The organism is Streptococcus oralis ATCC 49296 (assembly GCF_000185265.1).
Lineage (GTDB): Bacteria > Bacillota > Bacilli > Lactobacillales > Streptococcaceae > Streptococcus > Streptococcus oralis_BC.
On sequence record NZ_GL622183.1, the window covers coordinates 49,408 to 74,281 of the forward strand.

Sequence of the window (24,874 nt, forward strand, 5' to 3'; positions counted from 1 at the left end):
AAGGAGAAGAGTAAAATTTTCTACTCTCCTCTTACTATATGATACTAACGTTCAGCTTTACGCTTCCAAACTAGAAGTCCAGCAAGTCCTAGAGCTAGAGCTGCAAGTACTCCAAAGATTGAAGATCCTTCAGAACCTGTATTTGGCAATGTTTTCTTAGGTTCTGCTGGAGGAACGGTTCCACCTGGTGGCGGAGTTTGTGGTTTTTCTGGTGTTGGTGGTGTTGGTGGGAACACCACAACTTTGTTGGTAGTTTTTGGCTTTGGATTATGGTTAAAGCTTACTTCAGCTGTATTTGGTACACCACCAGTGAATTTTGTAAAATCTGTTCCTTCTTTGAAGTTAGTGTAAAGTACAAGACGTACGGTACTTCCCTTCAAGGCTTCAAGAACATCCTTATCGCTGATTTCAAAAGTCACAACATTGCTAGTTTCATCGTAAGTAACAGTAGCAATTGCTTCTAAATCTTTACCTACTAATTCACCGCGGTCATTTGAAACTTTAGACAATTTATCAATAGCTGCTTGAAGCTTGGTTTGAGCTTCTTTTAGTTTCTTAATTTCATTTTCAAGTTTCTCTTGTTGTTGTTTCTTATCAGCTGGTGCCAATTCTGATTCTTTTTCAGCTGGTGCTTGAAGTTTAGCCAAGTTTTCTTCAGCTGCTTTCAACTCTGCTTCCAAGCTTGCAAGATCTTGACTTGGCTCGCTAGTTGCAGGTTTCTTATCTTCTGATGCAGAAGAATCAGATGTAGCTGGAGTTGTTTCTTCAGCAGCTGTTGCTGGAGTAGCTGGTGTTGTAGTTTCAGCTGGTTTAGCTGGCTGCGCTGCCTTAGCTGCTTCCAACTTCGCTTTCAATTCAGCTACTTTAGCTTCCGCTGCCTTGAGTTCTTCCTTCTTACCAGTCTCTGTTGAAGTATCTTCTGTTGACTTGCCTGTCAAAGCTTTGAGTTCTTTCTCAGACTGTTCAAGTTGAGCTTGAAGAGTTGCTTTGATCTTGTCAAACTGAGCATTTTCAACTTTAAGAGCGATACGGTCTTTGTTGACTTTCAAGACTGAATCGATTTTATCAGTGATCGTAAAGCTAGTCAAGTCTGTCTTGATAAGACGACCATATTGATCCTTCTTAGCATTTCCGTTTTCATCTACTGGATCTGTTGGAACCGGTGTAGTGATATCGAAGCGGAAGGTATCTAAAGCGTTTGGTAAGTGGTAGTCTTTATCAGGTTTAGATCCATCTTCTGGCCCAACTGTCTTAGCAGGTTCACCTGGTGTTGGATCTGTTGGTTTTTCTGGGTCACGCGGTTTCACCGTTACTGGTTTTGTTTCCTTGCTGCCAGATTGACCATTCGCATCCTTGAAGTTGACAGTTGCTTTGTTTGGTACCAATTGGTCCTTATAAGCTTTCAAATCGCTATTCGCTTTGAGTTTAGCTGGAATATACAATTGGATTTCTTTGAAACCTTTCAATCGAGCGAAATCTTTCACTTTCACAGTGACTGTATTTCCCTTAACACTTGTTTCAAGGGCACCATTTGCATCACGACCATCCACATAGGCTACTGGCGTATCAGCGATTGCCAAGACCGGTTCGAGTGTATCTGTGACTGTGAACTCTTTGTACTTATCAATATCTTTTGGCAAAGTTGTATTGACATTATACATGTATGGTGCGTCGTATTCCACATCCAAGTGGTCCAAGGTACGATTAATCTTCTTAGAAATTTCTGGTTCTGGTTCTTTTGGAACGATAACCGGAACTTTATTCGAATCTTTGTGTAGCCCTGGTTTGTGTGGGAACTTCGCGTCATAAGAAGCTGTATTTGGAACAGTGAATCCACGATCTGTTAGATATGGAGTCAAATCAGCTCCCGCTTTAATCTTCGCAGTGAAGCTCAATTCAACTGCTTGACCACCATTTGCTTTCACTTGCTCTTTTGTAAGTGTCAAGGTAATGGTTTGACCTTCTACCTTGATTTGGCTAGCGTCAAGCGCTTGACCATTCAAGCTCGCGTTTGCTGAACCTGCATAATCAAGAACAGATTCAAGTGTATCACTTACACTGAAGACTGTCGCATCTGTTGGAACACTTGTTTTCACGTTGTAGGTGAAGACTTGATCACGATCAGCGAGTGTTTCTTCAGCTTTCGTGTTGACATCTTTCTTGATTTCTGGCTCTTCTGGAGTCGGTGGCGTTACTGGAACTTCATTGGAATCCTTAGTGAAGCCTGGTTTGTTTGGAAGATCTACCTTGTAAGCTGCCTTGTTCGGAACCTTGATTGACTTATCTTCTGTTACATAATCAGACAAGTTAGCACCCGCTTTGATCTTAGCGTCGAAAGTTAATTCAACAGCTTGACCAGCACTTGTTTTAGCTTGTTCTTCTGTAAGCGTCAAGGTAATGGTTTGACCTTCTACCTTGATTTGGCTAGCCTCAAGCGCTTGACCATTCAATTTAGCACTTGAAGTTCCTGCGAACTCAAGAACATCCACTAGTGTATCCGTTACCGCGAAGGCTGTCGCATCTTGCGCTACTGTTGTTTTCACGTTGTATGTGAAGACTTGGTCACGTTTGTCAAGAGTTTCAGCTTCTTTGCCGTTCACATCTTTCTTGATTTCTGGTTCTTCTGGTGTTGGTGGCGTTACTGGGACTTCATTAGAGTCTTTCGTAAAGCCTGGTTTGTTTGGAAGATCTGCCTTGTAAGCTGCCTTGTTAGGAACTTTCACAGTCTTATCTTCTGATAGGTAAGCAGACAAGTTCGCGCCGGCTTTGATCTTAGCGTCGAATGTTAATTCAACTGCTTGACCACCATTGGCTTTGACTTGTTCTTCTGTAAGCGTCAAGGTAATGGTTTGACCGTCTACCTTGATTTGGCTAGCCTCAAGCGCTTGACCATTCAATTTAGCACTTGAAGTTCCTGCGAATTCAAGAACGTCTACTAGTGTATCTGTGACTGAGAAGGCTGTCGCATCTTGCGCTACTGTTGTTTTCACGTTGTAAGTGAAGACTTGGTCACGTTTGTCAAGAGTTTCAGCTTCTTTGCCGTTCACATCTTTCTTGATTTCTGGCTCTTCTGGTGTTGGCGGCGTTACTGGGACTTCATTAGAGTCTTTCGTAAAGCCTGGCTTGTTTGGAAGATCTGCCTTGTAAGCTGCCTTGTTAGGAACTTTCACAGTCTTATCTTCTGATAGGTAAGCAGACAAGTTCGCGCTGGCTTTGATCTTAGCGTCGAATGTTAATTCAACTGCTTGACCACCATTGGCTTTGACTTGTTCTTCTGTAAGGGTCAAGGTGATGGTTTGACCTTCTACCTTGATTTGGCTAGCCTCAAGCGCTTGACCATTCAATTTAGCACTTGAAGTTCCTGCGAACTCAAGAACATCTTCGATCTTATCGGTTACGCTGAAGGCTGTCGCATCTTGCGCTACACTTGTTTTCACGTTGTATGTGAAGACTTCATCACGTTTTGCGAGGGTTTCTTCTGCCTTGCCGTTCACATCTTTCTTGATTTCTGGCTCGTCTGGTGTTGGTGGCGTTACTGGGACTTCATTTGAATCCTTGTGCACACCTGGTTTGTGTGGGAAGCTTGCGTCATAAGAAGCCTTATTTGGAATCTGTGTACGGCCGTCTTCCTTCACATATGCAGACAAGTTCGCGCCGGCTTTGATCTTCGCGTCGAACGTTAATTCAACAGCTTGACCGCCATTGGCTTTGACTTGATCTTCTGTAAGCGTCAAGGTAATGGTTTGTCCTTCTACCTTGATTTGGCTGGCATCAAGAGCTTGACCATTCAATTTAGCACTTGAAGTTCCAGCGAATTCAAGAACGTTCACTAGGGTATCTGTGACTGAGAAGGCTGTCGCATCTTGCGCTACTGTTGTTTTCACATTATAAGTGAAGACTTCATCACGTTTCGCAAGTGTTGCAGATTCCTTGCCGTTCACATCTTTCTTGATTTCTGGCTCGTCTGGTGTTGGTGGCGTTACTGGGACTTCATTAGAGTCCTTGTGGTATTTTGGATTATGATCAATATCATAAGAAGCCTTATTCGGAATCTCTGTCTTACCATCTTTATTCACATAAGCTGATAAGTTGGCATTATCTCTAATCTTAGCCTTGAAATTCACTTCAATAGTCTTACCGGCATCTGCTTTGACAGAAGCTTCTGTAAAGGCAACTTTGATGACTTGACCAGAAAGTGTCACTGTCGCCTTCGATCCTGCATCCTCACCATCAAGTTTAACAGTGGCTGAAGCATTCTCACCAACAAATTCTAGAACTTCTTTCAACTCGTCTGTCATCTCAAACACAGTTGCGCTGGCAGGCATTGTTGTTTTCAAAGTATAAGTAAACTCTTCATTACGTTTTGCAAGATCATAACGTTCTGCTCCGTTTACTTCCTTCTTAAGCTCTGGAGTAGTGGTTGGTGGTGGTGTAACGGTAACTGGTTTTGATTCTTTCTTAGAATCAGGATTATCATTAATGATGTAGCTAGCAGTATTTGGTACTACCGGCTTGTCTTTTGATTCATTTGGATAAGCTGCTAAGAGTGCATCAAAGGTAATGCCTTCCTTCACCTTAGCCTTAAATGAAACTTGTACAGCTTTACCAGCATATTGTTTCACTTGCTCTTTACCAAATGTGACCGTCAAACGTTGACCTTCTGTTGTTACAGTGAGGTCTTGAACAGCTTGACCATCAACAGTGACCGTTGCTTCTCCTTCAAATGCCAATTCTTTGACGATATCATCTGAAATGGTGAAGGTATCTGCCACATGTGGAACCGTTGAGTCAATCGTATAAGTAAAGATTTCTGATAACTTACCAAGATCTGCATGTTCCTGACCATTCACCTTCTTCGTGATTGGTGGTGGTGTAACAGTGACCGGCTTGGTTTCTTTCTCACCTTGTTGGTCATTCTTGTTGGTGTAAGTAATCTTAGCTTTGTTCTCAATAGATGGAACAGTTGAGCCTTTCTTCACTTTGGCATGAATCACGAGCTCTACTTCTTGGTTACCGTAGTCACCCGCATTCGCAAAATCTTTCATCGTTGCAGTCACGGTTTGACCTTGAACTGTTACATCGAAGAATTTCGCTGCCGCTCCCTTGATTTCAGCTTGACCTGGAGTCAAGTTCTCATCCAAGGTATCCGTTACAACGAAGGACTTGTACGTGGTAATATCATTTGGCAATTTCGCTTTGATATTATAAGTAAAGTCGGTTTCCGCACCGATTGTTGCCTCTGTCAGTGTTTCGTTGATTTTCTTATCAACACCTGGTTCTGATGGAGGCGTTACGGTTACCGGTTTCGTTTCTTTTTCTCCGCTATGATCGTTCTTATCTGTGAAGCTGAACTTCGCAGTATTTGGAATGTTGATACGAGTCACTCCATCATTGATCTTAGCCGGAATAATCAATTCCACTTCTTGACCAGCAAGGTCTGTAGCCTTCGCAAAGTCCTTCATCGTTGCAGTCACGGTTTGACCCTCAACTGTTACATCGAAGAAGGTTGCAGCTGCTCCTTTGATAACTGGTTTACTTGAAGTTTCATTGATAACTGACAAATCTCCTTCAAGTGTATCTGTAATCACAAATTTCTTGTAATCTGTAATATCTGTTGGAAGTTTTGTCTTAATGTTATAGTTATACGCTTGACCTGTCGCGATATCTAAGTGATCAAGAGTTTCATTGATCTTCTTCGTTACAGGAGGTGGCGTTACGGTGACAGGTTTCGATTCAACTTCTTTCTCTACATTATTCTCATTTGTAAAGGAAATAGAACCCTTGTTTTCAATGGTTGTACCTGTCACACCATTTTTAACTTTTGCAGGAATTACTAGTTCAACAGTTGAGTATTTTGCAAGTTCACCAAACTGACCATCCTTCACCGTTGCCGTAATCTCTTGGCCATTGGTGTGGATATCAAAGAGGGCCGCTGCGGAACCTTTAATACTTACGTCTCCTGCAAGTTCCAAATTAGCATCCAGTGTATCACGAATCACAAATTTCTTGTAATTAGCAACATCACTCGGCACAGCTGTAGTAATGTTGTAGTTGTATGGTTGCCCATCAAATGTTTGGAATGTATCCAAGTTCTCATTAATCTTCTTATCAATAGAAGGTTCTTGTGGTTTTGGTGGTGTAACCGTTACTTTATTCGATGTTTTCTTGATATCATTCAAGGCAACATCTGCCGTGTTAGGTACTTTAATTTGACCATCTTCCTTATATTTAGAAAGGTCAGCACCCGGACGAATCTTAGCCTTGAAGGTCAATTCAAGGTATTGAACATCTTTAGTTTTACGACGCGTTACCTTACGTGAGATTTTTTCAAGTTGAGTTTTATCAAAAGTCAGTGAAACAGTTTGACCTTCAACTTTTGTAGCAGTTTTCAACTCAGTATTATCTTTTTCACCAAGTTTTACATTCAAGCTATCTGCCTGAACTTCCAACTCTGAAACAACTGTATCTGTCAGCGTAAAGTTGTCCGCAATACCTGGCCATGGAGCAGTCACCTTGTACTCAAAGAGTTCCTCTTCTGCCTTCAAATCCTCATGTTCTTTGTCATTAACCTTCTTCGTAATTTCGGTATCAACTGGTGGTTTCACATAGACTGGGTTTGAGCGACGAATTGTACTTGGTTTGTCAGCTGTTTTAGCATGTTTACTTGGATCAGGATTATTATCCTCACCATTCCACATGATATTTCCCTGGTTCAGCAAACCAAAGCCATCATTATCCTGAAGAAGAGCCATAAATTCTTTGCTCGCTTGATTATTGCGATATTGCTCCTTCAAGCGAACCGTAATGGTCATTTTAGCTTTCTTTAATACCAAGTAATTGTAGTTACCAGCAATGCTTGGAACATCCGCAACAACAACTTCTCGGTCGTTTCCAAGATCATCCTTTTGCTTAACAACACGTGTCAGGATAGTACCTTCTGGGCCAGACGCATGGTGACCTACAACTTCCAAACGATAGTCAAGAGGGTCAGTCAGCATAACATTTTTCTTGAACTCATATGGAGCGTTGTTAAAGTTGTAATCTACTGTATAAGTAAATGTTTCATCTTTCGCAGACAAGTTCGCTGCATAGGATGGTTTTTTTGTTAATTGAAGCGGATCTTCAATAGTACCAGTATCATTGCTTTGATCTTGGTCTGCAATTTTCTTGGTGGCACTTGGGTAACAGTATTCAAGTTTTTGAACTTCTACAGTTTCTTTCGAACCACCGATTGTTTCAGTCGCAAAATCACCAACTTTAAATTTACCAGTCAGCTCAGGAACTGGAACTGTCTCCTTAACTGGTTTGTAGTCTGCAGGAGGGTCTTGCTCATCATCCTCATCAACTTGTTCAGCATGTGCTTCCTTACTCAAATCATAGTCAAACTTGTTGTTTCCTGGATTAAAGACACTCTCTGGAACAGAGATTGTAACCTTGTCTCCTTCTTGAACAATCTTACCACGAATTTCTTTCTTCGAATCGGTAACCTTTGATACAATCTTCTTACCATTAATTCGAACTGCATCTACCTTATATCCCGGAGTAACTTCAAACTCACCTTTGATATCTTCTTTAACCAGAGCAGCACCAACAGATTCTAGAACTCGACTTGAGAATTTATTGATATCGCTTTGTTCATTAACATAGAAGGAAACATCTTTTCCATTGATATTTTTAGCTGGAGAAGCCATCCCCTCTAATGCTTCATGGAAAATCTCTTGGACACTTCGGTTATCCCCTATATCAAAATATTTTGAATAACCTTCTTTATATGTGTCATAGTACTGAGCTTTGGAATTCGCAAAGATTGTTACGTCTTCCCAGAAACCAACTACTACTGTTCCTTCAGAACCAACAACATTTTTAAGTCTTGTAGATGCTTCCTTAACCTCTTTCACACGCCCTAAAACGTTTTGAGACGCCTCTGTTAGTTCATTAAAATTCCATGCACGTGTAAGAATATTGTTCCGATAGTCACTGTACTCTAGACGAACCTTACCATCAGGGTCACGTTTCCCATTGGCAACACCATCCGTAATCAAAAGAAAGATAGTTTTACGACCATTAGCCATATTCCCTTTTCTTTCATTATATTGAGCAATGACATCGTCAATAGCTGGAACAGTTGGTGTTCCTCCCGCTACTTTAATATTATTAATGAATTGATGGATATCATTTTGGTCAGAAGACAAGTTACTTGCCTTGTATTTGTAATCATAGTCAGGTCCCCAACTACCATAAACATCTTTACGGCCTGTAAAATCGTTATTGTAGTAGTAGTTGTATCCATCTGCACCTTGGAAGGTCGCCATCATAACCCGGTCTGATGTATCTGGATTATCAGTCTTAACCAAACGTGGGTTATTTTCATCATACTCTTCTTCCTTCACAAATGTCGTCAGAGTTTTTAAAGCATTCTGGACATTTGGAATGGTGTTCTTAAATGATCCACTCGCATCCTGCAAGATTACCAAATCCACTGGTTTTCTAGGCAGGCGCCAGCTAATTTTTTCCGTTTTTTCAATTTTACGGGAACATCCATTTTGTGTTATCTTTGTATTTCCACCTACTTCAATAGTACTACCGCCTTCATTTGCTGCAGCGCTACCAAGTAGCTGTCCCATTAAGGCTAATGGAACAGATAAGAATAAAATGATAAACAATATGGAGACCTTTTTAATGAAATCTCTCATTGCTATTTCTGAAATCCTATTGTGATTTCTTCTTCCCCCTTTTCTATAGTAGATATATGTTAGTTGAGTAGTGTTTGCAACTCTTTAGAAAAGCTTTCCGCATCGGAATGGTTAACCAATACATTTTTTACTTCTTGCTTTTTGGTTACAAAATACATACTTGGTATGGTCTGAACCTGTAATAGATCTGCAGCTGATTGATCTTCGTCATAGTAATAAGGGAAAGTGTATCCTTTTTCCTTAATGTATCGATCAGCACTCTCTTTTGTTTCTTTACCAGGTTCGTTCATATTTAGTAAAACAAAATTGATCTGTTCACCATACTTTTCATACATCTGCTGAACAATGGGTAGTTGTTTCTGACAATGAGGACACCAACTAGCCCATTCGACAATTAACATAGGTTTATCATACAGCTCTGAACTAGCAACCAATTTACCGTCTTGAGAAGTCATTTTAAATTCTGGAAGTTGTTGACCTTTTAGACTCAAGGCAGTATTGTTCTCAGCACTTGAAGTTGATTGCGAAACTGATGAAGTCCCTACTTCTCCGTCCTTAGCGGGTCTAGTATAATAAATCAAACCCACCGACAATCCGATGATGACTCCCACTGCTAAAAACGGAAGCCACCACTTATCTTTTTGCATAGAATCTCCTTTCCTTTTTAATGAAATATGGCGAGTAGAACTTGAGTAAATAATATAGTAAATGATTTATAAACTCTCCGAAACTCATCCATTCCAAAAAACATTTTATCATTTACTAATTCGTATTTCAAGAAATATGTTGTCAAATTGTAAACTTTTTTCTTTCCCATGCTAAACCCGCCACACTACTGCATTAAATAGGTATAACGAAAATTCATGAACGCCATTTTCTAGTTATTTTCAGAATATTATTTCTTTTTAATGCATAATTCACTCTTTCTCATTTTCTGTATTTCTATATAATAACTATACTAAAAACAGCAACGAAATACATTTAAAAATTTGCAATAATAAAAAAGATTGTCCAATCAGACAATCTTTTTTATATTCTTAATATAAGTCAAGATAATTATCAACTTCCCATTGTGAAACAAAGGTCGCATAGCTAGCCCACTCGATACGTTTGGCTTCAAGGAAACTAGTGTAGATGTGTTCACCTAGGGCTGCCTTGACCACTTCATCCTCAGTCAAAGCTTTCAAGGCGTTATGAAGAGTTGATGGAAGGTCGGTGATTCCAGCTTCCTTACGCTCTTCTGCTGTCATGATGTAGATATTTTCTTCGATAGGAGCTGGTGCTTCGATTTTGTTTTCAATACCATGCAAACCAACTTCCAAAAGAACAGCCATAGCGATGTATGGGTTTGCCATTGGGTCCACTGAACGCAACTCAAGACGAGTTCCCATACCACGTGAAGCCGGCACGCGCACAAGTGGCGAACGGTTACGACCAGCCCAAGCAATGTAAACAGGCGCTTCATAACCTGGAACCAAACGTTTATATGAGTTAACTGTTGGGTTCATGATGGCAGTATAGTTGTAAGCATGTTTGATCAAACCACCAAGGAAATGGTAGGCCGTTTCAGACAACTGCATTCCTTTTGGATCATTTGGATCAAAGAAGGCATTGTTTCCTTCTGCATCAAACAAGGACATATTACAGTGCATACCTGATCCAGCAATACCAAATTTCGGTTTAGCCATAAAGGTTGCGTAAAGGCCATGTTTGCGAGCAATGGTTTTAACAACGAGTTTAAAGATTTGAATCTTATCGCAGGCACGGAGGACTTCATCATACTTGAAGTCAATCTCGTGTTGTCCAACCGCAACCTCATGGTGACTCGCTTCTACTTCAAATCCCATTTTGGTCAAAACATTCACGATTTCACGACGCGTATTGTCTGCAAGATCAGTAGGGGCCAAGTCGAAGTAACCACCCTTGTCATTTACCTCAAGAGTCGGATCCCCATTTTCATCCAGCTTAAAGAGAAAGAATTCTGGTTCTGGACCAAGGTTGAAAGATTTGAATCCTACTTCTTCCATATGACGAAGTGCACGCTTCAGATTACCACGTGGGTCACCTGCAAAGGGTTCGCCTTCTGTTGTATAGACATCACAGATCAAACCTGCAACACTTCCATTTTCATCTCCCCATGGGAAGACTGTCCATGTATCCAAGTCTGGGTACAAGTACATATCTGACTCATTGATACGTACAAAACCTTCAATAGAAGATCCATCAAACATAGCTTTGTTTGACAAGACCTTGTCTAACTGTTCATCTGTAGCAGGAATTTCGACGTTTTTCATGGTTCCCAGAATATCTGAAAACATGAGGCGGATAAAGGTAACATTTTTTTCCTTGATTTCACGACGAATATCTGCAGCTGTGATTGGCATGGGTTTTCTCCTTAATATATGACTACTTGCGATTGCCTAACCGCGACCAAAGGGTGACCGTACTGAAGCAAAGCGCCCCTGCTGGAGGAGTTCATTGTGAAGTGCGCGACGCACTTCCGTCTGACTCACGGCTTTCTTGGACTTCGCCTCGCGTTCAGCATATTTTTTCTTAATCGCAGCAATATTATGACCTTCAGAGATATAATCTTTGATTTCAAGTAGACGATCCATGTCATTCAACGAATACATGCGACGGTTTCCTTCGTTTCGATCAGGTTTGATCAACTCTTGATCTTCATAATAACGAATCTGACGCGCCGAGAGATCGGTCAATTTCATAACACTGCCGATAGGAAAAACAGCCATATTTCGGCGAAATTCTCTTTCCTTCATTTACAATTTCCTTCTTCCTGTCTATTATAGTCTAAAAAAAGATAAACGTCAACGAATAATGTCATAAAATGTAACATTATTTTCTTTTTTTCTCCCAAAAGAGTTTCAGTTGCTCAATATCATAATTAACAAGGATTGCGACAAAAACTCCCATAAATGTTTCAAATACGCGCGCAAACACGTACAAAAATGTTTCTCCGCTCGGTATTGATAGGGTAATAATCAACATAGCCGCTACACCACCGATAACTCCTGCCTTGTTGTTCATGGCAACATTTGTCATAATGGTTAACATGGTGCAAATCGGAACAACTAGTAAGGTTACCCAAAAGGCTCCATGAAATAAAGTGTTTAAGAGGAAAAAGACAAGGGCGTAAAAACCTCCGATGCTATTTCCTAAGATACGCGAAGTTCCAAAATGGACACTCTTATCAAAGCTTTCTCGTAGACTGAAGACCGCTGTTAATGCTCCGATTTGAAGTCCCTTCCAGCCAAAAAAACCAAAAATCAAGAGAACTATAAATACGGCAATCCCCGTTTTGAAGGTTCGCATACCAAGCTTGAACTGTGACTTATCAAATTTATATTTTTTAAAATAACTCATAATCTCAACTTTCTATTTCCATTTTATCATAAATTAGTTGATTTTATGAGCCAAAATCGATAGGAAACGTTTTTAATTCAAACAACAAGAAAAAGAGGAAACAAAGTTCCTCTTTTCTATTTAACTTTTAGAGCTTACTTGCTTTCGTCTTCTTTTCGTTTCAACTGACCAAGTCCTAAAACTCCTACTAAAGCTGCTAGACCAAGATATGGCATGTAGCTTGAATCATTTGTACCTGTTTGAGGTAGAGTAGGGTTACCTTTTGGATTTGGAGTAGGAGTTGTTGGCTCCTCTGGTTTCTTAGGTTCTGGTGTTGTCGTGCGAACTGTATTTGAAGCGTAAGCAACTTTGTTCACAGTATTTACATAGGTATTTTCAAAGGTTCCGACTGCAATTCGTTTCATTTGAATATAAGTCTCAGCCTGGAATGGAGAATCCAACTGAATCTCTTGAAGGAATTCTTCCTTGAAGCGAATGGTAATCATTCCCTTATCTTGATCATGTTCAACCTGTGTTTCAGCTGTTAAGTCTGTCCCTGCCTTGATAACACGACCGTCTTTCAATCGGATATCAACTTTGGCAAGAACTTTATAGTTTCCAGTGTATTGATCACCTTTTTGGTCATAATCATCTACAAAACTATAGTCATTCAAGTCCTCAGAATGATTTTGTGGAATCAAACCACCAATCAAACGATAATTGAAGTACTGGTTCAACGGAATTGTTTGACCATCGATATTGTCACTGCTTGGATCCATACTGATTGTCACATCTTTTTTAGGTGTGATTTTTGGTACATTGTTGACAACTACTTCTGTAGCATAGCCATTTCCAAAATCAATTTGGTAGGCTTTGTTTTCATACTTACCACCCGTTTGACCAAATTCAGGTTTAACTGTCATCGGATCTGTGATGAGCAATGATTTTCCTGCTGCTACATAGTTCTTGTAGAATTCTGCTGGATTATCAGCTGAGAAGAGTTGGAAAGCACCTTTAACAGTGATGTTTGCTTTCTTCAACAGCTCTTGAACCTTCTTAGGCGCAGCTTCTAAACTATCAAATTGTTGAACACTGATACCTGATACAAGATTGCCCTCTAGATCACGAATCTTAACCAATTCTGGTTGAAGGGTTAAGGCTTCTTCTGGATAATCATCCACATAGTAGAAACCATTTTGAATTGCTTCTTTAGAAGATTTATCTCCCTTGTATTGGTCCAAATCCCATGTGAGTTCATAGTAGTTCGTTGAACCAGCTAGAACTTCTTTGCCATCAATATTCACACCTTGCTTGTTCTTGTTAACTTTCAAAGGCTTGATGTAGTTGTTATTTGGATTGTCAGGATCATTTGGTTTACCTGGAGTCGTTACACGAACAATGTTTGACTTGACACCGTAGGCGTCGTTGACTGTCAAGGTAAAGTTATTTGTATAAGTCGCCCCATCATTCAAGACACGACCAACAACAGTTGGATATAGAGTCTCAAAGGATTTTGTCAAATCTGCATTGAAAGCAGCCAAGGTCTCCTCAGTAGCCTTAAAGGTTACAGTGTGACTAGCTTTGTCATAGCTCGTTTCAAAACCTTTGCTTGCAGCCTTGGTCGCTTCCAAATCAAACTGATAGCCCGTTGGAAGTGGATCTACCAATACAAACGAAGTTGTTTTTGGACGTCCTGCAGTTAAAGCTTCCGTTTTCAACTCAAACTTCACTACAGACTGCTTAGCAACGAGAGTACGATCGATATCTACTCCATCCTCATTTTTAATTTCTTTATTAATCTGAGGTTGTGCAAATAGACGATTGTAATGGAAGTGAACTGTTGGCACCGCTGGTGGTGTTGGCAACTGCTTAGGAGTTGGTGCTACCGGTGGTGTTGGCAATGGATCATAATTTGGCTCCTCTGGTTTTGATGGCTCTGGTTGATCTGGAGTCTTAACTGGTGGAGTTGGCTCATTTTCATAGCTTGGTGCTACTGGAGCTGGTTCCAATGGTTTCTCTGTCTCATAGTTTGGCTCTTCCGGTTTTGATGGATCTGGTTGATCTGGAGTTTTTACTGGTGGAGTTGGCTCATTTTCATAGTTTGGTGCTACTGGAGCTGGTTCCAATGGTTTCTCTGTCTCATATGTTGGCTCTTCTGGTTTTGATGGCTCCGGTTGATCTGGAGTTTTTACCGGTGGAGTTGGCTCATTTTCGTAGTTTGGTACTACTGGAGCTGGTTCCAGTGGTTTCTCTACTTCATAAGTTGGAGCTTGTGGTGCAGTTGGTTCTACTGGCGGAGTTGGTTTTTCCTTAGTAATTTTCGGAACGTTGACGGCACGAATCTTACCATTGAGTGAGTACCAGATGTTTGGTCTTTTACCTGTATCAACCGCCATAACTGGATCAGAAGGAACTACTAGGGTCGCAGAAATAGCACCAACAGTAACATGATTCGTAGGGCCAGACATACTAATAGCTCCAGCACCGTACCAAGAGTTTGGTGCATCTGATGAATCCCAACCTGAACCAGGTTGACCATTTGGATACATAGTCCAACGAGATCCACCTTGGTCTTTTTTAAAGTTCAAGGTTTCTGTGGCATAAATCTTTCCGTCTTTTTCTCCAACAGATGAACCGGAAATTTTAATAAAGTTACCAGTGTAATCCTTAGCCATCTCAATAGAATTATTTTCTCTATTTAGAGATGCTACTGAAAGAAGGGCATTGTCAAAATTAATTGGTTGGTCATTTTCATCATAGAAGGTAAATTCATTTTTAATGAAAATTGAAGTCCCTTTTTCAACATCACCAGTGTAAGCAGAAGCAAAGACACCCAAAGTTGGGTCACTAAAGATTCCCAACCAAACTTTTCCACTAGGATTTTTAAATTGAGAAGAAGGATCTACAGTATATTTGTAAACAATCTTGGAAATCTTTTTACCATTGTAGTATGAATTTTGAAGGTTGGTATAAGTTGCAGTTACGCTTTGCCCACGTTCTAGAAGAACAGAGCCCCATTTAACTTCTGTTTTATTCCCTACATTGGTGGTCCAGTCAGATTTGTCTCCAATATTACCATACAATTCCACCGAAGAAGCGGTAGCACCGTTTTCCAAGTTCTTGACATTTAGATTGTCTAACTGAAGATTTTTCTTGCCATATTGGACTGTGTCTTTCTTAAAAGCTTCATCAACTGCTGCTGCTGTAAGAAGTTTTCCTTCAGTTTTGAGGTCCAGTTGAGCATTCGATTCTAAGTCATAAACCAGACTCTGAGCTGATGGCTTAGACAAGTAACCGTCTTGGTCCTTGTTTTTTTCAAGTTCTACAAGCGCTGCCTTAATTTTGGCCTGCTCATCTTCATAAGCCTTTAATTTAGCTGGATACTCAGCCAACTCTTTTTTATATTTGGCAAGATCTGCTTCATATTTCGCAACTTTAGCTTCATAATCAGTCTTAGCCGTAGCATTGCGTTGCTTGATTTCTTCATTTTCAGCTTGGAGCGCTGCATTTTTTGCCTTGTTGTCTTCAACAGCCTTCTCATAAGCTGCTTTAGCATCAGCATTTGCCTTTTGAACGCGAGCTAGTTCTGTCTGATAAGCCGCTAACTTAGTTTGGTAGTCTGTTTCGTTAGCTGCATTCGCTTGTTTGACTGCTGCCAAGTCTTTTTCGTATTGTGCTATTTTAGCCTCATAAGTTGCCTTGGCTGTTTCATTTCGTTGTTTAATAGCTTCATTTTCAGCTTGGATAGCATTGTTTTTAGCTTTGTTTTCTTCAACAGCCTTTTCATAGGCTACTTTTGCATCAGAATTAGCCTTTTGAACACGTGCCAATTCTGTTTGATAAGCTGCTAATTTAGCTTGATAATCAGCATCATTATCCTCTTTAGCTTTCTTAATAGCTGCAAGGTCTGCTTCATACTGCTTCATCGCTGCTTCATAATTCGCTTTTGCAGTTTCATTACGCTGTTTAATCGCTTCATTTTCAGCTTTAAGCGCTTCGTTTTTCGCAGTGTTTTCTTTTACTGCTTTATCATAAGCCTCTTTAGCTTCAGCATTAGCTTTTTGTACTCGAGCTAATTCTGTCTGGTAAGCTGAAAGTTTATTTTGATAATCCTGTTGACTATCTTCATTTGCTTTTTTGACAGTTGCTAAATCTTTTTGATATTGTGCTAGCTTAGCCTCATATTCTGCTTTAGCTGTTGCATTAGCAGTGTTGATTTTTTCAACTTCTTCTTGATGACTTTTTAGATTTTTTTGGTACTTGTCATCCGCTGCTTTGTTTTCAGCATTGATTTTATCTGTTTCAGCCTGATGAGCTGCGACTTCATTTTTATATGCTTCAGTTGTTGTCTTTACTTCTTCAGCCTGTTTAGCATAGTCGCTTTTAATCTCATCTTGTTTTTGAGCATTCTCTGTAGCAGTTGTGGCTGTTCCTTTGTCTTTTGTTTCATCTTGAACTACCTTAACTCCTGCAGATTTTGCATCAGCAACTGCTTTATCCAAATCAGCTGATGATACTTCTACTGGCAAAGCTGAGTCTTTAGAACCAGCCTTAGCTTGGCTTTCTTTGGCAACTTGACTCATTTCACCCTGAGCTTCAGGTAGATTTGTAGCTGGATTTCCTGTAGTAGCTACCTCAACCGTACTTGTACTAGTTGTCTCTGTAACTTCATCAGCAAATACTGCTTTGTCTGCAAAAGCAATCAAAGCAGTTCCTAAAACAGCACCACACAAAGTTTTCGCAACTTTACTTTTACGAAATCCATAGACTTCTTTTTTATTTTTCATTATAAGCCATTTCCTTATCTAAATTTAGTCATTACTCCTTATACTAGCACTTTACAAGGCAAGATGCAAATATTTACTCTTTTTTTTATTTATAGAAAAATTCCACCTATTTATAAATTAAATTAAAAAGAAGATGGTCACACCATCTTCTTTTAGTTAAACTATTTATTTTTCAGTCAAAGCTGCAAGTCCTGGCAATACTTTACCTTCAAGGAGTTCCATTGATGCTCCACCACCAGTAGAGATCCATGAGAACTTGTCTGCACGGCCAAGGTTGATGGCTGCAGCAGCTGAGTCACCACCACCGATGATTGATTTCACACCTGGTTGTTTCACGATAGCATCCATGACACCGATTGTACCAGCTTGGAAGTCTGGGTTTTCAAATACACCCATAGGTCCGTTCCATACAACTGTTTTGGCACCAGTCAAAGCTTCGTCGAATTTAGCGATAGATTTAGGACCGATATCCAAACCAAGGAAACCTGGATCAACTGCTTCACCTTCAGTGTCTTTCACTTCAGTGTAGTCAGCAAATGCGTTTGCTTCTTTTGAGTCAACTGGCAAGATCAATTTGCCATTTGCTTTTTCAAGAAGAGCTTTTGCAACATCCAATTTGTCTTCTTCTACAAGTGAGTTACCGATTTCGATACCTTGAGCTTTGTAGAATGTGTAAGTCATCCCACCACCGATAAGCACTTTATCAGCTTTTTCAAGCAAGTTTTCGATAACACCGATTTTGTCTGAAACTTTTGAACCACCAAGGATCGCTACGAATGGACGTTCTGGAGCTTCAACTGCTTCTTGGATGTAGGCAATTTCGTTCTCAAGAAGGAATCCAGCTACTGCTTTTTCAACGTTTGCTGAGATACCAACGTTAGATGCGTGTGCACGGTGAGCAGTACCGAATGCATCGTTTACGAAGATACCATCTCCAAGTGAAGCCCAGTATTTACCAAGTTCAGGATCGTTTTTAGATTCTTTCTTGCCGTCAACATCTTCGAAACGAGTGTTTTCAACCAAGAGAACTTGTCCATCTTCAAGAGCGTTAACAGCGGCTTCCAATTCAGCACCACGTGTAACACCTGGGATAAATTTAACTTCTTGTCCCAATTTAGCAGCCAAGTCAGCAGCTACAGGAGCAAGTGATTTACCTTCTTTGTCTGCTTCTTCTTTTACACGTCCAAGGTGAGAGAAGAGGACTGCACGTCCACCTTGTTCAAGGATGTACTTGATAGTTGGAAGAGCTGCAGTGATACGGTTATCATTGGTAATCACGCCATCTTTAACAGGTACGTTGAAGTCAACACGAACGAGAACTTTTTTCCCTTTCAAGTCAACGTCTTTAACAGTCAATTTTGCCATTAGATATGACTCCTTCTTTTTTTATACGTGTTAATTATATCACAAAATCCGCAAAAGAGATAGAAAAACCCTAAACTTTTCTTGTTCTTTCTTCTATCTATTAATCTAAAAACCTAGGATTTCAGTACGGGAAATAGTAATCTTCACATAATTCGGTTGGAATAATTTAGGCAAATTCTTGATTGATCTGCCTAATTACTTCTATACCATTCTTTTTCTAACACTTTAATCCTTAATATTCTAAACTCTACAGTCCTTCTTTTTGAATTGCTAGGTTTCTTATTATACAATATAACTAAAATAGTTTCTTTAGTTTGTGCTGTTTGAGATTAAAAGAAGGGGAATTGCTACCATGAAATTAGAAAGACTAATCTATATTTTACTGTCTCTTTTAAATAAGAAGAGAATAACAGCTAAAGAGATTGCAGAGAGATTTGAAATATCTACTCGAACTGTATATAGGGACATGGATACACTCAGTTTAGCGGGGATCCCAATCTATTCGGAACGTGGAGATAAGGGAGGTTTCTATATACCGAGCGACTATAAGATAGACAGAAACTTTTTCACTGAGGAGGAGAGACAGTTTATCATTAATATGAGCCAAAATGTTAGTAAAATCGTTGGTCATTCAAGTCTTGACAGTATCGAACACAAGCTGTCTTCTCAAGAAATTACAAGAGCAAACAGTCCTTTTTACTTTGATCTCAGTTCCTGGACTCTTAATACAAATTATTTACTAGAAATTGAGGAAGCGATACAAACTGAACAGATGATTTCTTTTTCTTACTATTCGAAAAAACAGGAGAAAAGTCAGCGAACAATTATCCCATACAGATTGATCTATAAACTGAATGCTTGGTATGTTATCGGTTACTGCTTAGAAAAATTAGATTTTCGTATTTTTAAATTAACTCGAATTCGTGAACTAGAACTAGTGGAGATAAAAGATAAACCATTCGATTATCCACGTTTATCTCAAGAAAAGTTAGAGCTTTTTTTAAATCCCCCAAAACATAAAGTGGAGGGGCAAGGAGAAGAAATCGAACTAGTTTTTACAAGATTTGCACTCCCAAAAATCTACGATCACTTCACGGAAGAAGAAATCAGAGTCGAGGACGAAATAATAAAAGTTCAGGCATTCAGAGCTTTAACTCCTGCATTTTTTGATTTACTCTTAAGCTTTGGTTATCAAGTAAAGGTCGTATCTCCAAGTCACTTACAAAATCTACTGGTCAGTACTCTCAAAAAAAATCTTCAGCAATATGACAACCTGTAGTCATATTTCCTTTTGTATACTCTTAAGTGGGCAAAATATTTCGTGATATTCATCATAGCCCAATTATTTTACAGGAGGTTCCAAATGGATACAAAAACACTTGCAGAAAGCTATTTTACGGCAGTAAATGAGGGAGGCTGGGAAGATTTCGTAGCTGAAAACTTTGACTATGGCATGTGCGATAGTATAGAAATTCGACAAGGACGTGATGTTTATTTGCAAGGCGCAGGCCAATTCTATGCTTTGAGCCAGCATCTTGAAGTGAAGCAATTACTTGTTGATGGTCGAGCAGTCTCAGCTTTAAATCGCTACCGTCTACATTCTCCTCAAGGAAAAGAACTTGAACTGGATGTCGCAGAATTTCTGAAATTCGATGAATTTGATAAATTAGTTGCATCCAATATTTATTTCGACACCTATCGTTTCCAAAAATTTATCCAAGGAATTGAATAACAAAAAGCTAGCTTCAAATTTACTCTTCAATTTCAAAACTAAAAACAAGGCCTGACTAATCTACAGTCAAACCTTGTTTTTTATTTTTATAAGAAAATCCAAGATTCGTAAATTCGATTAATCTTCTCTCTTCTTTCCAGCAAGCAAGCCGTAGCCACTCATTACTCCGAGGAGTCCCAGCGCTACTAGACTAGCATCTCTTGTCGCTCCCGTATTTGGCAGCTCTTTACTTACTTCTTCAACTTTTGCTGGTGTTGCTGAAAGAGCTTGATCCCTTGTTTGTGAGACTTGATCCTCTTTCGTTCCTACTTCAACAATTTCTGGAAGAGCTTCCTTGAGAACCTCAGTAGAATGAAGGGTGCGTTTGCCCTGAGCATCAACTTCTACAAAGCGACGAACTTGGCCTTCAACTCCTGCTTGAACTAGCTGGCGTTGTCCTTTGAGAAGGGCTGCATTTGGTCGTTCCTGACGTTCGAAGGAAACTGTCCCCTCTTCAATTTCCAGTTTCGGAGTTTCTAGAACTAAATCTTTCACACCTTCAGCTGGTTGGTTGCTTGATAGAACTTTTGTTCCAACTTCGGTGATTTCTGGGATTGCTTCCTTGACTACCTCAGTCGAACGAAGAGTGCGTTTGCCTTGGCTATCTACTTCTACAAAGCGACGGACTTGACCTTCAACTCCAGCTTGCACAATACGGCGTTGTCCTTTGAGAAGTTCGGAGTTTGGTCGCTCCTGACGTTCAAAGGCTGTTGTTTCAGTTTCAATAACTAGTTCAGGGAGGGCCTCAACCGTTGGAGCCACTTCATTTGGATCCATACTTCCAACATGGTGACTTTCTTCTGCAGGAGCTAGTTTCTTATTTAGCTTTTCTTTCATTTCCGCAAACGCTTGAGGAGTTGGCATCTCTGAAGCTAATAAAGTTTCTGCTTGTTCAATCAACTCAGCTTGGGAATCTTTTTCACGGACAGATTCGAGCAAGCCTTCCAATTCTTCTCTAGCAGTCTGATAACGTTGATTTCCATCCAGGTCTGTCCCTGCTTGTTTCAACTCATTCAAAGCTCTGTTGACCTCTTCTTGACTGGCATCATGGTTTTCTGCAACAGCTTTCGCTGCATTGAGCTTCTCTACTAGTGCTGCTTGTTTGTCCTCGCTTGAGAAGGTGTAGCCAAGGGTTGACTGACGGCCTTGGGCAGCAGTGATTTCTTGTTTTAGGTACTCATCGTTGACAGCTGCTTTTGGAGAAACCAAGACGTCAAACTCAGCTGTGTGTCCCTTGTAATGAAGGGTCAAGGTCTGACGACCAGTCTTTTGAGCATCGTAGCCCGTAATTTCAACACCTTGATCTGTGAAGACATGGCTTTCTTCTGTCTCATCATCATAGAGAACGCCGAAGCCCCCTTCTGCAAGATCCAGTTGCTCTCCTACTAGATAGTCCGTTTTCGGTTTCTGAGTAATGTACAGACCTGCTACTTCCTTTGGTTTTCCTTCATCTTGACCAGTCACTTGTACCATCAAGTCACCGCTTACTGGAAGTCCAAGATAGCTAACTGTGAGCTTTTGTTCCCCTTTTTGATGAGCGTTGTAGCCAGAAACAGTCACACCTGAGTGAGTAAGGTTAATCAGCTCGTCTGCTTGCCCCCCTTCGTATTGAACACGGAGGGTTCCGCCTCTAAGGTCAAGTTTTTCTCCCTCTTTGTAAACTATCTTCTTAGGTCCTTTTTCAAGGCTAACTGCAGCAATTTTTCTCTCATCCTGCGGAATTGCTACTGCCAAGGTGTTACTGATTTCTTTGCCAGGTAGTTGGGTACGATAGTAGAGGAGAGTTGGTTGCTTGTCAAATCCCAATGGTGCTGTTGCCAAGTCGCCTCCAGTTTCAGTCTTCAAGGTTGCAATTGGTGTTTGTGAATCTGCCTTGTCGTAAACGGTGATAGTTGCACCCGCTGGAACATCAGAGAAACCAAGTTGAACTTGATGGTTTCCAAGTGAACGAGCAGCTACCTTAGCCATTGGAATATTTTGACTTTCTGTGTCCAAGGTTTCATACATCTTCCAGTTGTAGATACGAATGGCTTTCCAAGGTGTTCCGTTATCAGATGTAATGACATGCAAACGCCAGTCTTGCGCGGTGATTGGTTTGTCAAGAGTGATATCTGTAACGTGCGCTTTATTGCCACGGACTTTCTTAGCTAGTTTCCACTCGCCATCTGTATCCTTGTAATAAAGATCAAAGTCCTTGGTATTCATCAGACCATCGTTAACAGACTCACCACCAGCTCCCGCATGATCCATTACCCATCTGACAACACGACGTGGTTGGGTCAAACGAATATCGACACTACCGCTCAATTGTCCTGAAGACCACTTGTCTGACAGACTTGTAATCGTACCGTTCAACATGCCTTCGATGCCTTCACCGCCTTCAGTATTTGGGAAGGTACTGCCAATAACCGTTGCCCCTGGAACAATATTTTCAGCCAAAGGTCTTGGGAGAGTTGTATCCTGAACTGTCATGCCCCAGTTGAATGACGCAGTTGCAGCTTCTGAACGGAGTCCATTTTTACCAACTACAACAACTTTCAATTCTTGCGTTGTACCAGTCGCATTAGCAGAACGGCTAACTTTTGGCAAGTAGATGGTTGAAGCAGATGAACCTGTTAATAATCGCCAGTTGTCACCATCTTTTTCATAGACTTCATAGAAATCTGCATCTTGGTTACCCGAAAATTGAACCACTGCTTCAGCTTCTTGGGCATTCTTAAGAGATTGCTTCACCACAGAGAGACCTGTAGGTGCTTGTGGCGCTTGGTGATTATCCGTGATAGTTAATTGACCTAGGTTGAACTGATAATCTTTTACAGCCCCTTCATGTTCGAAGAAGAGTTTGACTGCATAGATGGTTTTACCTGCTAGTGAGCTAAGGTCAAATTCTTCATTCTTCCAGTCATCAGAGAGAGTTAGTTCTTTCCATGCAGCTGCATCCTCAAATTTGTAGTCTGGTGTTGTAGAGAAGGCCATATAAACTTTCGAGCCTTTTCCTCCCTTGTGGGCAACCCGAAGTTTGGTTTTCTCCGTTACTTCTAGCTTGGTAGAATACAAATTCACATCTTGGTCCGTCTTACCAGCTACATCACCTGAGAATTTAAGAGAGTTTCCGCCATTGTAGGCATCTGTAAAGTCATATTCTGCACGGAGTTTTTCCCCTGTCGAAGTCTGCCACCAGCGCCATGTTGGCAAGACACCTGAAACAGAACGGTAGTTCCACTCAGAATCCTTAGAAACTTTGCCGTCTACAAACCACTTTCTACCATGACCTGTATTAAAAGAGGTAGTGAAGGTCCGGCCCACTGCTGGAGTACGGTCCGCAACTAAATTGGCAATCCCATACCACTCTTTGTCAGCTGGTTTTTGAGCCGTTGGATCTCCTTGGTAACCTGTAAAAAAGATGTCTTCGTTCTTGTGGTAGTCTTCGCCTGTTTTTCCTAGACTGGTAATCGTATCTGGTGCAAAGAGTCCAAGTGACAAACGCAACTTGCCTTTTTCATCTAAGAGGGCATCCCATTTGACTTTGGTCTTATAAGAACCACCTTGTTGCAATTCCAAGCCTGCAAAGACATCATACTGGCTACGTTCTAGCCATTTGGCCATCTCTACGGAGTGGTCATTCTTTTCCTTGTTCCAGTTGAAATTGGCAAAGAATTGATCCGCAGGGACCTTGTCTCCTTCTTTTTGCATGAACTGGTAGTTGTAATCACCTAGACCATCTTCGTGGTAACGACCGTATTTGTAGGTCATGGCATCGTACCAAGCATACTTGATTGGGTGGTTAACTTTAGCTGCGTATTCTTTTGTATAGAGCATGAATTGGCGCATTTTTTCACCAAGAGGTGCTACCAATTCCCCCGTTGTTTCCTGATTAATGAAATAGCCATCAAAGCCATAGTACTTAGCAAGATCGACAAGTTTCCGTGCGATCGGGAAGGTACCATCTGCATCTTGTTTCAAGGCAGCTGCAAATTTCTCTTGGTCGGCAATGCTATTTGACCAGTTGAAAAAGAGTGTTCCATAAACGGGAACTCCGTTGCGGTGGCCTGCATCAATGACATCTGGAGTTGGAACTAGACCTTCCCAGAAGACCATTGAATCCAAGTATTGCCAGTAGTCAAAAGCATAGGCCTTGAATTCTTCTCCACCAACAGAAGCGTGGTCTTTAGCTTTTGAGTTGGTGTTTGCTAGTGCCTGGACCTTGGCTCTTCTGCTTGCTTTTTCGTTAACCAACTGGCCTCTATGGCGCTTGGCAAGTTCAACTGATGAACGGTTAATGGGATCATCCTCACGCGCACCCGGTTCCCATTTCAACAAATCCTCCCAAGTATCAAATTTGATTTCTTTTGGTCGGAGACTCTTTTCTTCATTTTTAGGAACGTCTGCTAGAGTCGGTTTGTCGGCTTTCTTCTCAATCACTTGAGGAGCTTCCGCTGGTTTGACTTCTTCTTTTTCAGTTGGTTGAGCAGGTTTTTCAGTTTTATCTGTCAGAGCTGGCTTCGCTTCTTCTTTTTCATTAACCAGATCCGTTATTGCTGGAGTGTTTTCTGAAATTGGTTGCTCAGCTACTTTGTTTTCAGTTTCCTCTAATTGTTTTTCGAGAGCTGCAGTATCTGGATTAGTTGTCTCACTAGTACTTGTCGCTTGAGCGCTCGTATTTGCAGCTGTTTCAGGGACTGCGACTTGTTCGGCAAGAGCTGGACTCGCAAATAGAGCTGAACCAATCATCAAGGAACAAGCTCCGATTGACAGCTTACGAATACTGTAACGGCAACGTTTCTCAAAAAATAGATTTTTCATCTTATCCTCCTAATAAAATATAAAGTAAGCGCTTTACTTTTTGATAAAAAGTAACTGTTCTCAGTGCACACCACCAGAACAGGATCATCTTCATT

General features: G+C 40.6%; 10 protein-coding genes. 2 read left to right on the forward strand and 8 right to left on the reverse strand.

The window, feature by feature from the left end:
- Positions 1-44 precede the first annotated feature (44 nt).
- The 7 genes from padA to HMPREF8578_RS02605 form a co-directional block, all read right to left on the reverse strand.
- Positions 45-8,693, reverse strand: coding sequence for an LPXTG-anchored isopeptide-forming adhesin PadA (padA, locus tag HMPREF8578_RS02575; protein ID WP_001204246.1), 8,649 nt, complete (start codon positions 8,691-8,693; stop codon positions 45-47).
- A gap of 59 nt (positions 8,694-8,752) precedes the next feature.
- The gene (locus HMPREF8578_RS02580; protein ID WP_001168154.1) at positions 8,753-9,340 is read right to left on the reverse strand and encodes a TlpA family protein disulfide reductase; all 588 of its coding nucleotides are present in this window, start codon (positions 9,338-9,340) and stop codon (positions 8,753-8,755) included.
- Between the two features lie 390 nt (positions 9,341-9,730).
- Positions 9,731-11,077 (reverse strand): type I glutamate--ammonia ligase, encoded by a 1,347-nt coding sequence (glnA, locus tag HMPREF8578_RS02585; RefSeq protein WP_001122876.1) that lies wholly within the window; start codon positions 11,075-11,077, stop codon positions 9,731-9,733.
- Between the two features lie 36 nt (positions 11,078-11,113).
- Positions 11,114-11,470: a transcriptional repressor GlnR gene (glnR, locus tag HMPREF8578_RS02590; RefSeq protein ID WP_000664333.1), complete on the reverse strand. Its 357-nt coding sequence runs from the start codon at positions 11,468-11,470 to the stop codon at positions 11,114-11,116.
- Positions 11,471-11,546: 76 nt separating this feature from the next.
- Positions 11,547-12,074, reverse strand: coding sequence for an FUSC family protein (locus HMPREF8578_RS02595; protein WP_000119887.1), 528 nt, complete (start codon positions 12,072-12,074; stop codon positions 11,547-11,549).
- A 134-nt stretch (positions 12,075-12,208) separates the two neighbouring features.
- A complete protein-coding gene (locus HMPREF8578_RS02600) occupies positions 12,209-16,840 on the reverse strand; it encodes an antigen I/II family LPXTG-anchored adhesin (RefSeq protein WP_000791191.1) in 4,632 nt (1,543 codons plus the stop codon).
- Between the two features lie 165 nt (positions 16,841-17,005).
- Positions 17,006-18,205 carry a phosphoglycerate kinase gene (locus tag HMPREF8578_RS02605; protein WP_001096777.1) on the reverse strand — a complete coding sequence of 400 codons (1,200 nt, stop codon included), beginning with the start codon at positions 18,203-18,205 and terminating at the stop codon, positions 17,006-17,008.
- 352 nt (positions 18,206-18,557) lie between these two features.
- On the opposite strand from HMPREF8578_RS02605, the gene HMPREF8578_RS02610 reads away from it, so the two are divergent.
- Both HMPREF8578_RS02610 and HMPREF8578_RS02615 read left to right on the forward strand, forming a co-directional pair.
- Positions 18,558-19,484, forward strand: a complete 927-nt coding sequence (locus HMPREF8578_RS02610; RefSeq protein ID WP_000764444.1) for a helix-turn-helix transcriptional regulator — start codon at positions 18,558-18,560, stop codon at positions 19,482-19,484.
- A gap of 84 nt (positions 19,485-19,568) precedes the next feature.
- A complete protein-coding gene (locus tag HMPREF8578_RS02615) occupies positions 19,569-19,937 on the forward strand; it encodes a hypothetical protein (RefSeq protein WP_002879744.1) in 369 nt (122 codons plus the stop codon).
- A gap of 117 nt (positions 19,938-20,054) precedes the next feature.
- On the opposite strand, the gene HMPREF8578_RS02620 is transcribed toward HMPREF8578_RS02615, so the two are convergent.
- Positions 20,055-24,779 (reverse strand): endo-beta-N-acetylglucosaminidase, encoded by a 4,725-nt coding sequence (locus HMPREF8578_RS02620; protein ID WP_000792772.1) that lies wholly within the window; start codon positions 24,777-24,779, stop codon positions 20,055-20,057.
- Positions 24,780-24,874 lie beyond the last annotated feature (95 nt).

Excerpts from the sequence above, each read along its gene's own strand:
- padA (WP_001204246.1), bottom strand. The coding sequence starts at position 8,693 with ATGAGAGATTTCATTAAAAAGGTCTCCATATTGTTTATCATTTTATTC.
- HMPREF8578_RS02580 (WP_001168154.1), bottom strand. The coding sequence starts at position 9,340 with ATGCAAAAAGATAAGTGGTGGCTTCCGTTTTTAGCAGTGGGAGTCATC.
- glnA (WP_001122876.1), bottom strand. The coding sequence starts at position 11,077 with ATGCCAATCACAGCTGCAGATATTCGTCGTGAAATCAAGGAAAAAAAT.
- glnR (WP_000664333.1), bottom strand. The coding sequence starts at position 11,470 with ATGAAGGAAAGAGAATTTCGCCGAAATATGGCTGTTTTTCCTATCGGC.
- HMPREF8578_RS02595 (WP_000119887.1), bottom strand. The coding sequence starts at position 12,074 with ATGAGTTATTTTAAAAAATATAAATTTGATAAGTCACAGTTCAAGCTT.
- HMPREF8578_RS02600 (WP_000791191.1), bottom strand. The coding sequence starts at position 16,840 with ATGAAAAATAAAAAAGAAGTCTATGGATTTCGTAAAAGTAAAGTTGCG.
- HMPREF8578_RS02605 (WP_001096777.1), bottom strand. The coding sequence starts at position 18,205 with ATGGCAAAATTGACTGTTAAAGACGTTGACTTGAAAGGGAAAAAAGTT.
- HMPREF8578_RS02610 (WP_000764444.1), top strand. The coding sequence starts at position 18,558 with ATGAAATTAGAAAGACTAATCTATATTTTACTGTCTCTTTTAAATAAG.
- HMPREF8578_RS02615 (WP_002879744.1), top strand. The coding sequence starts at position 19,569 with ATGGATACAAAAACACTTGCAGAAAGCTATTTTACGGCAGTAAATGAG.
- HMPREF8578_RS02620 (WP_000792772.1), bottom strand. The coding sequence starts at position 24,779 with ATGAAAAATCTATTTTTTGAGAAACGTTGCCGTTACAGTATTCGTAAG.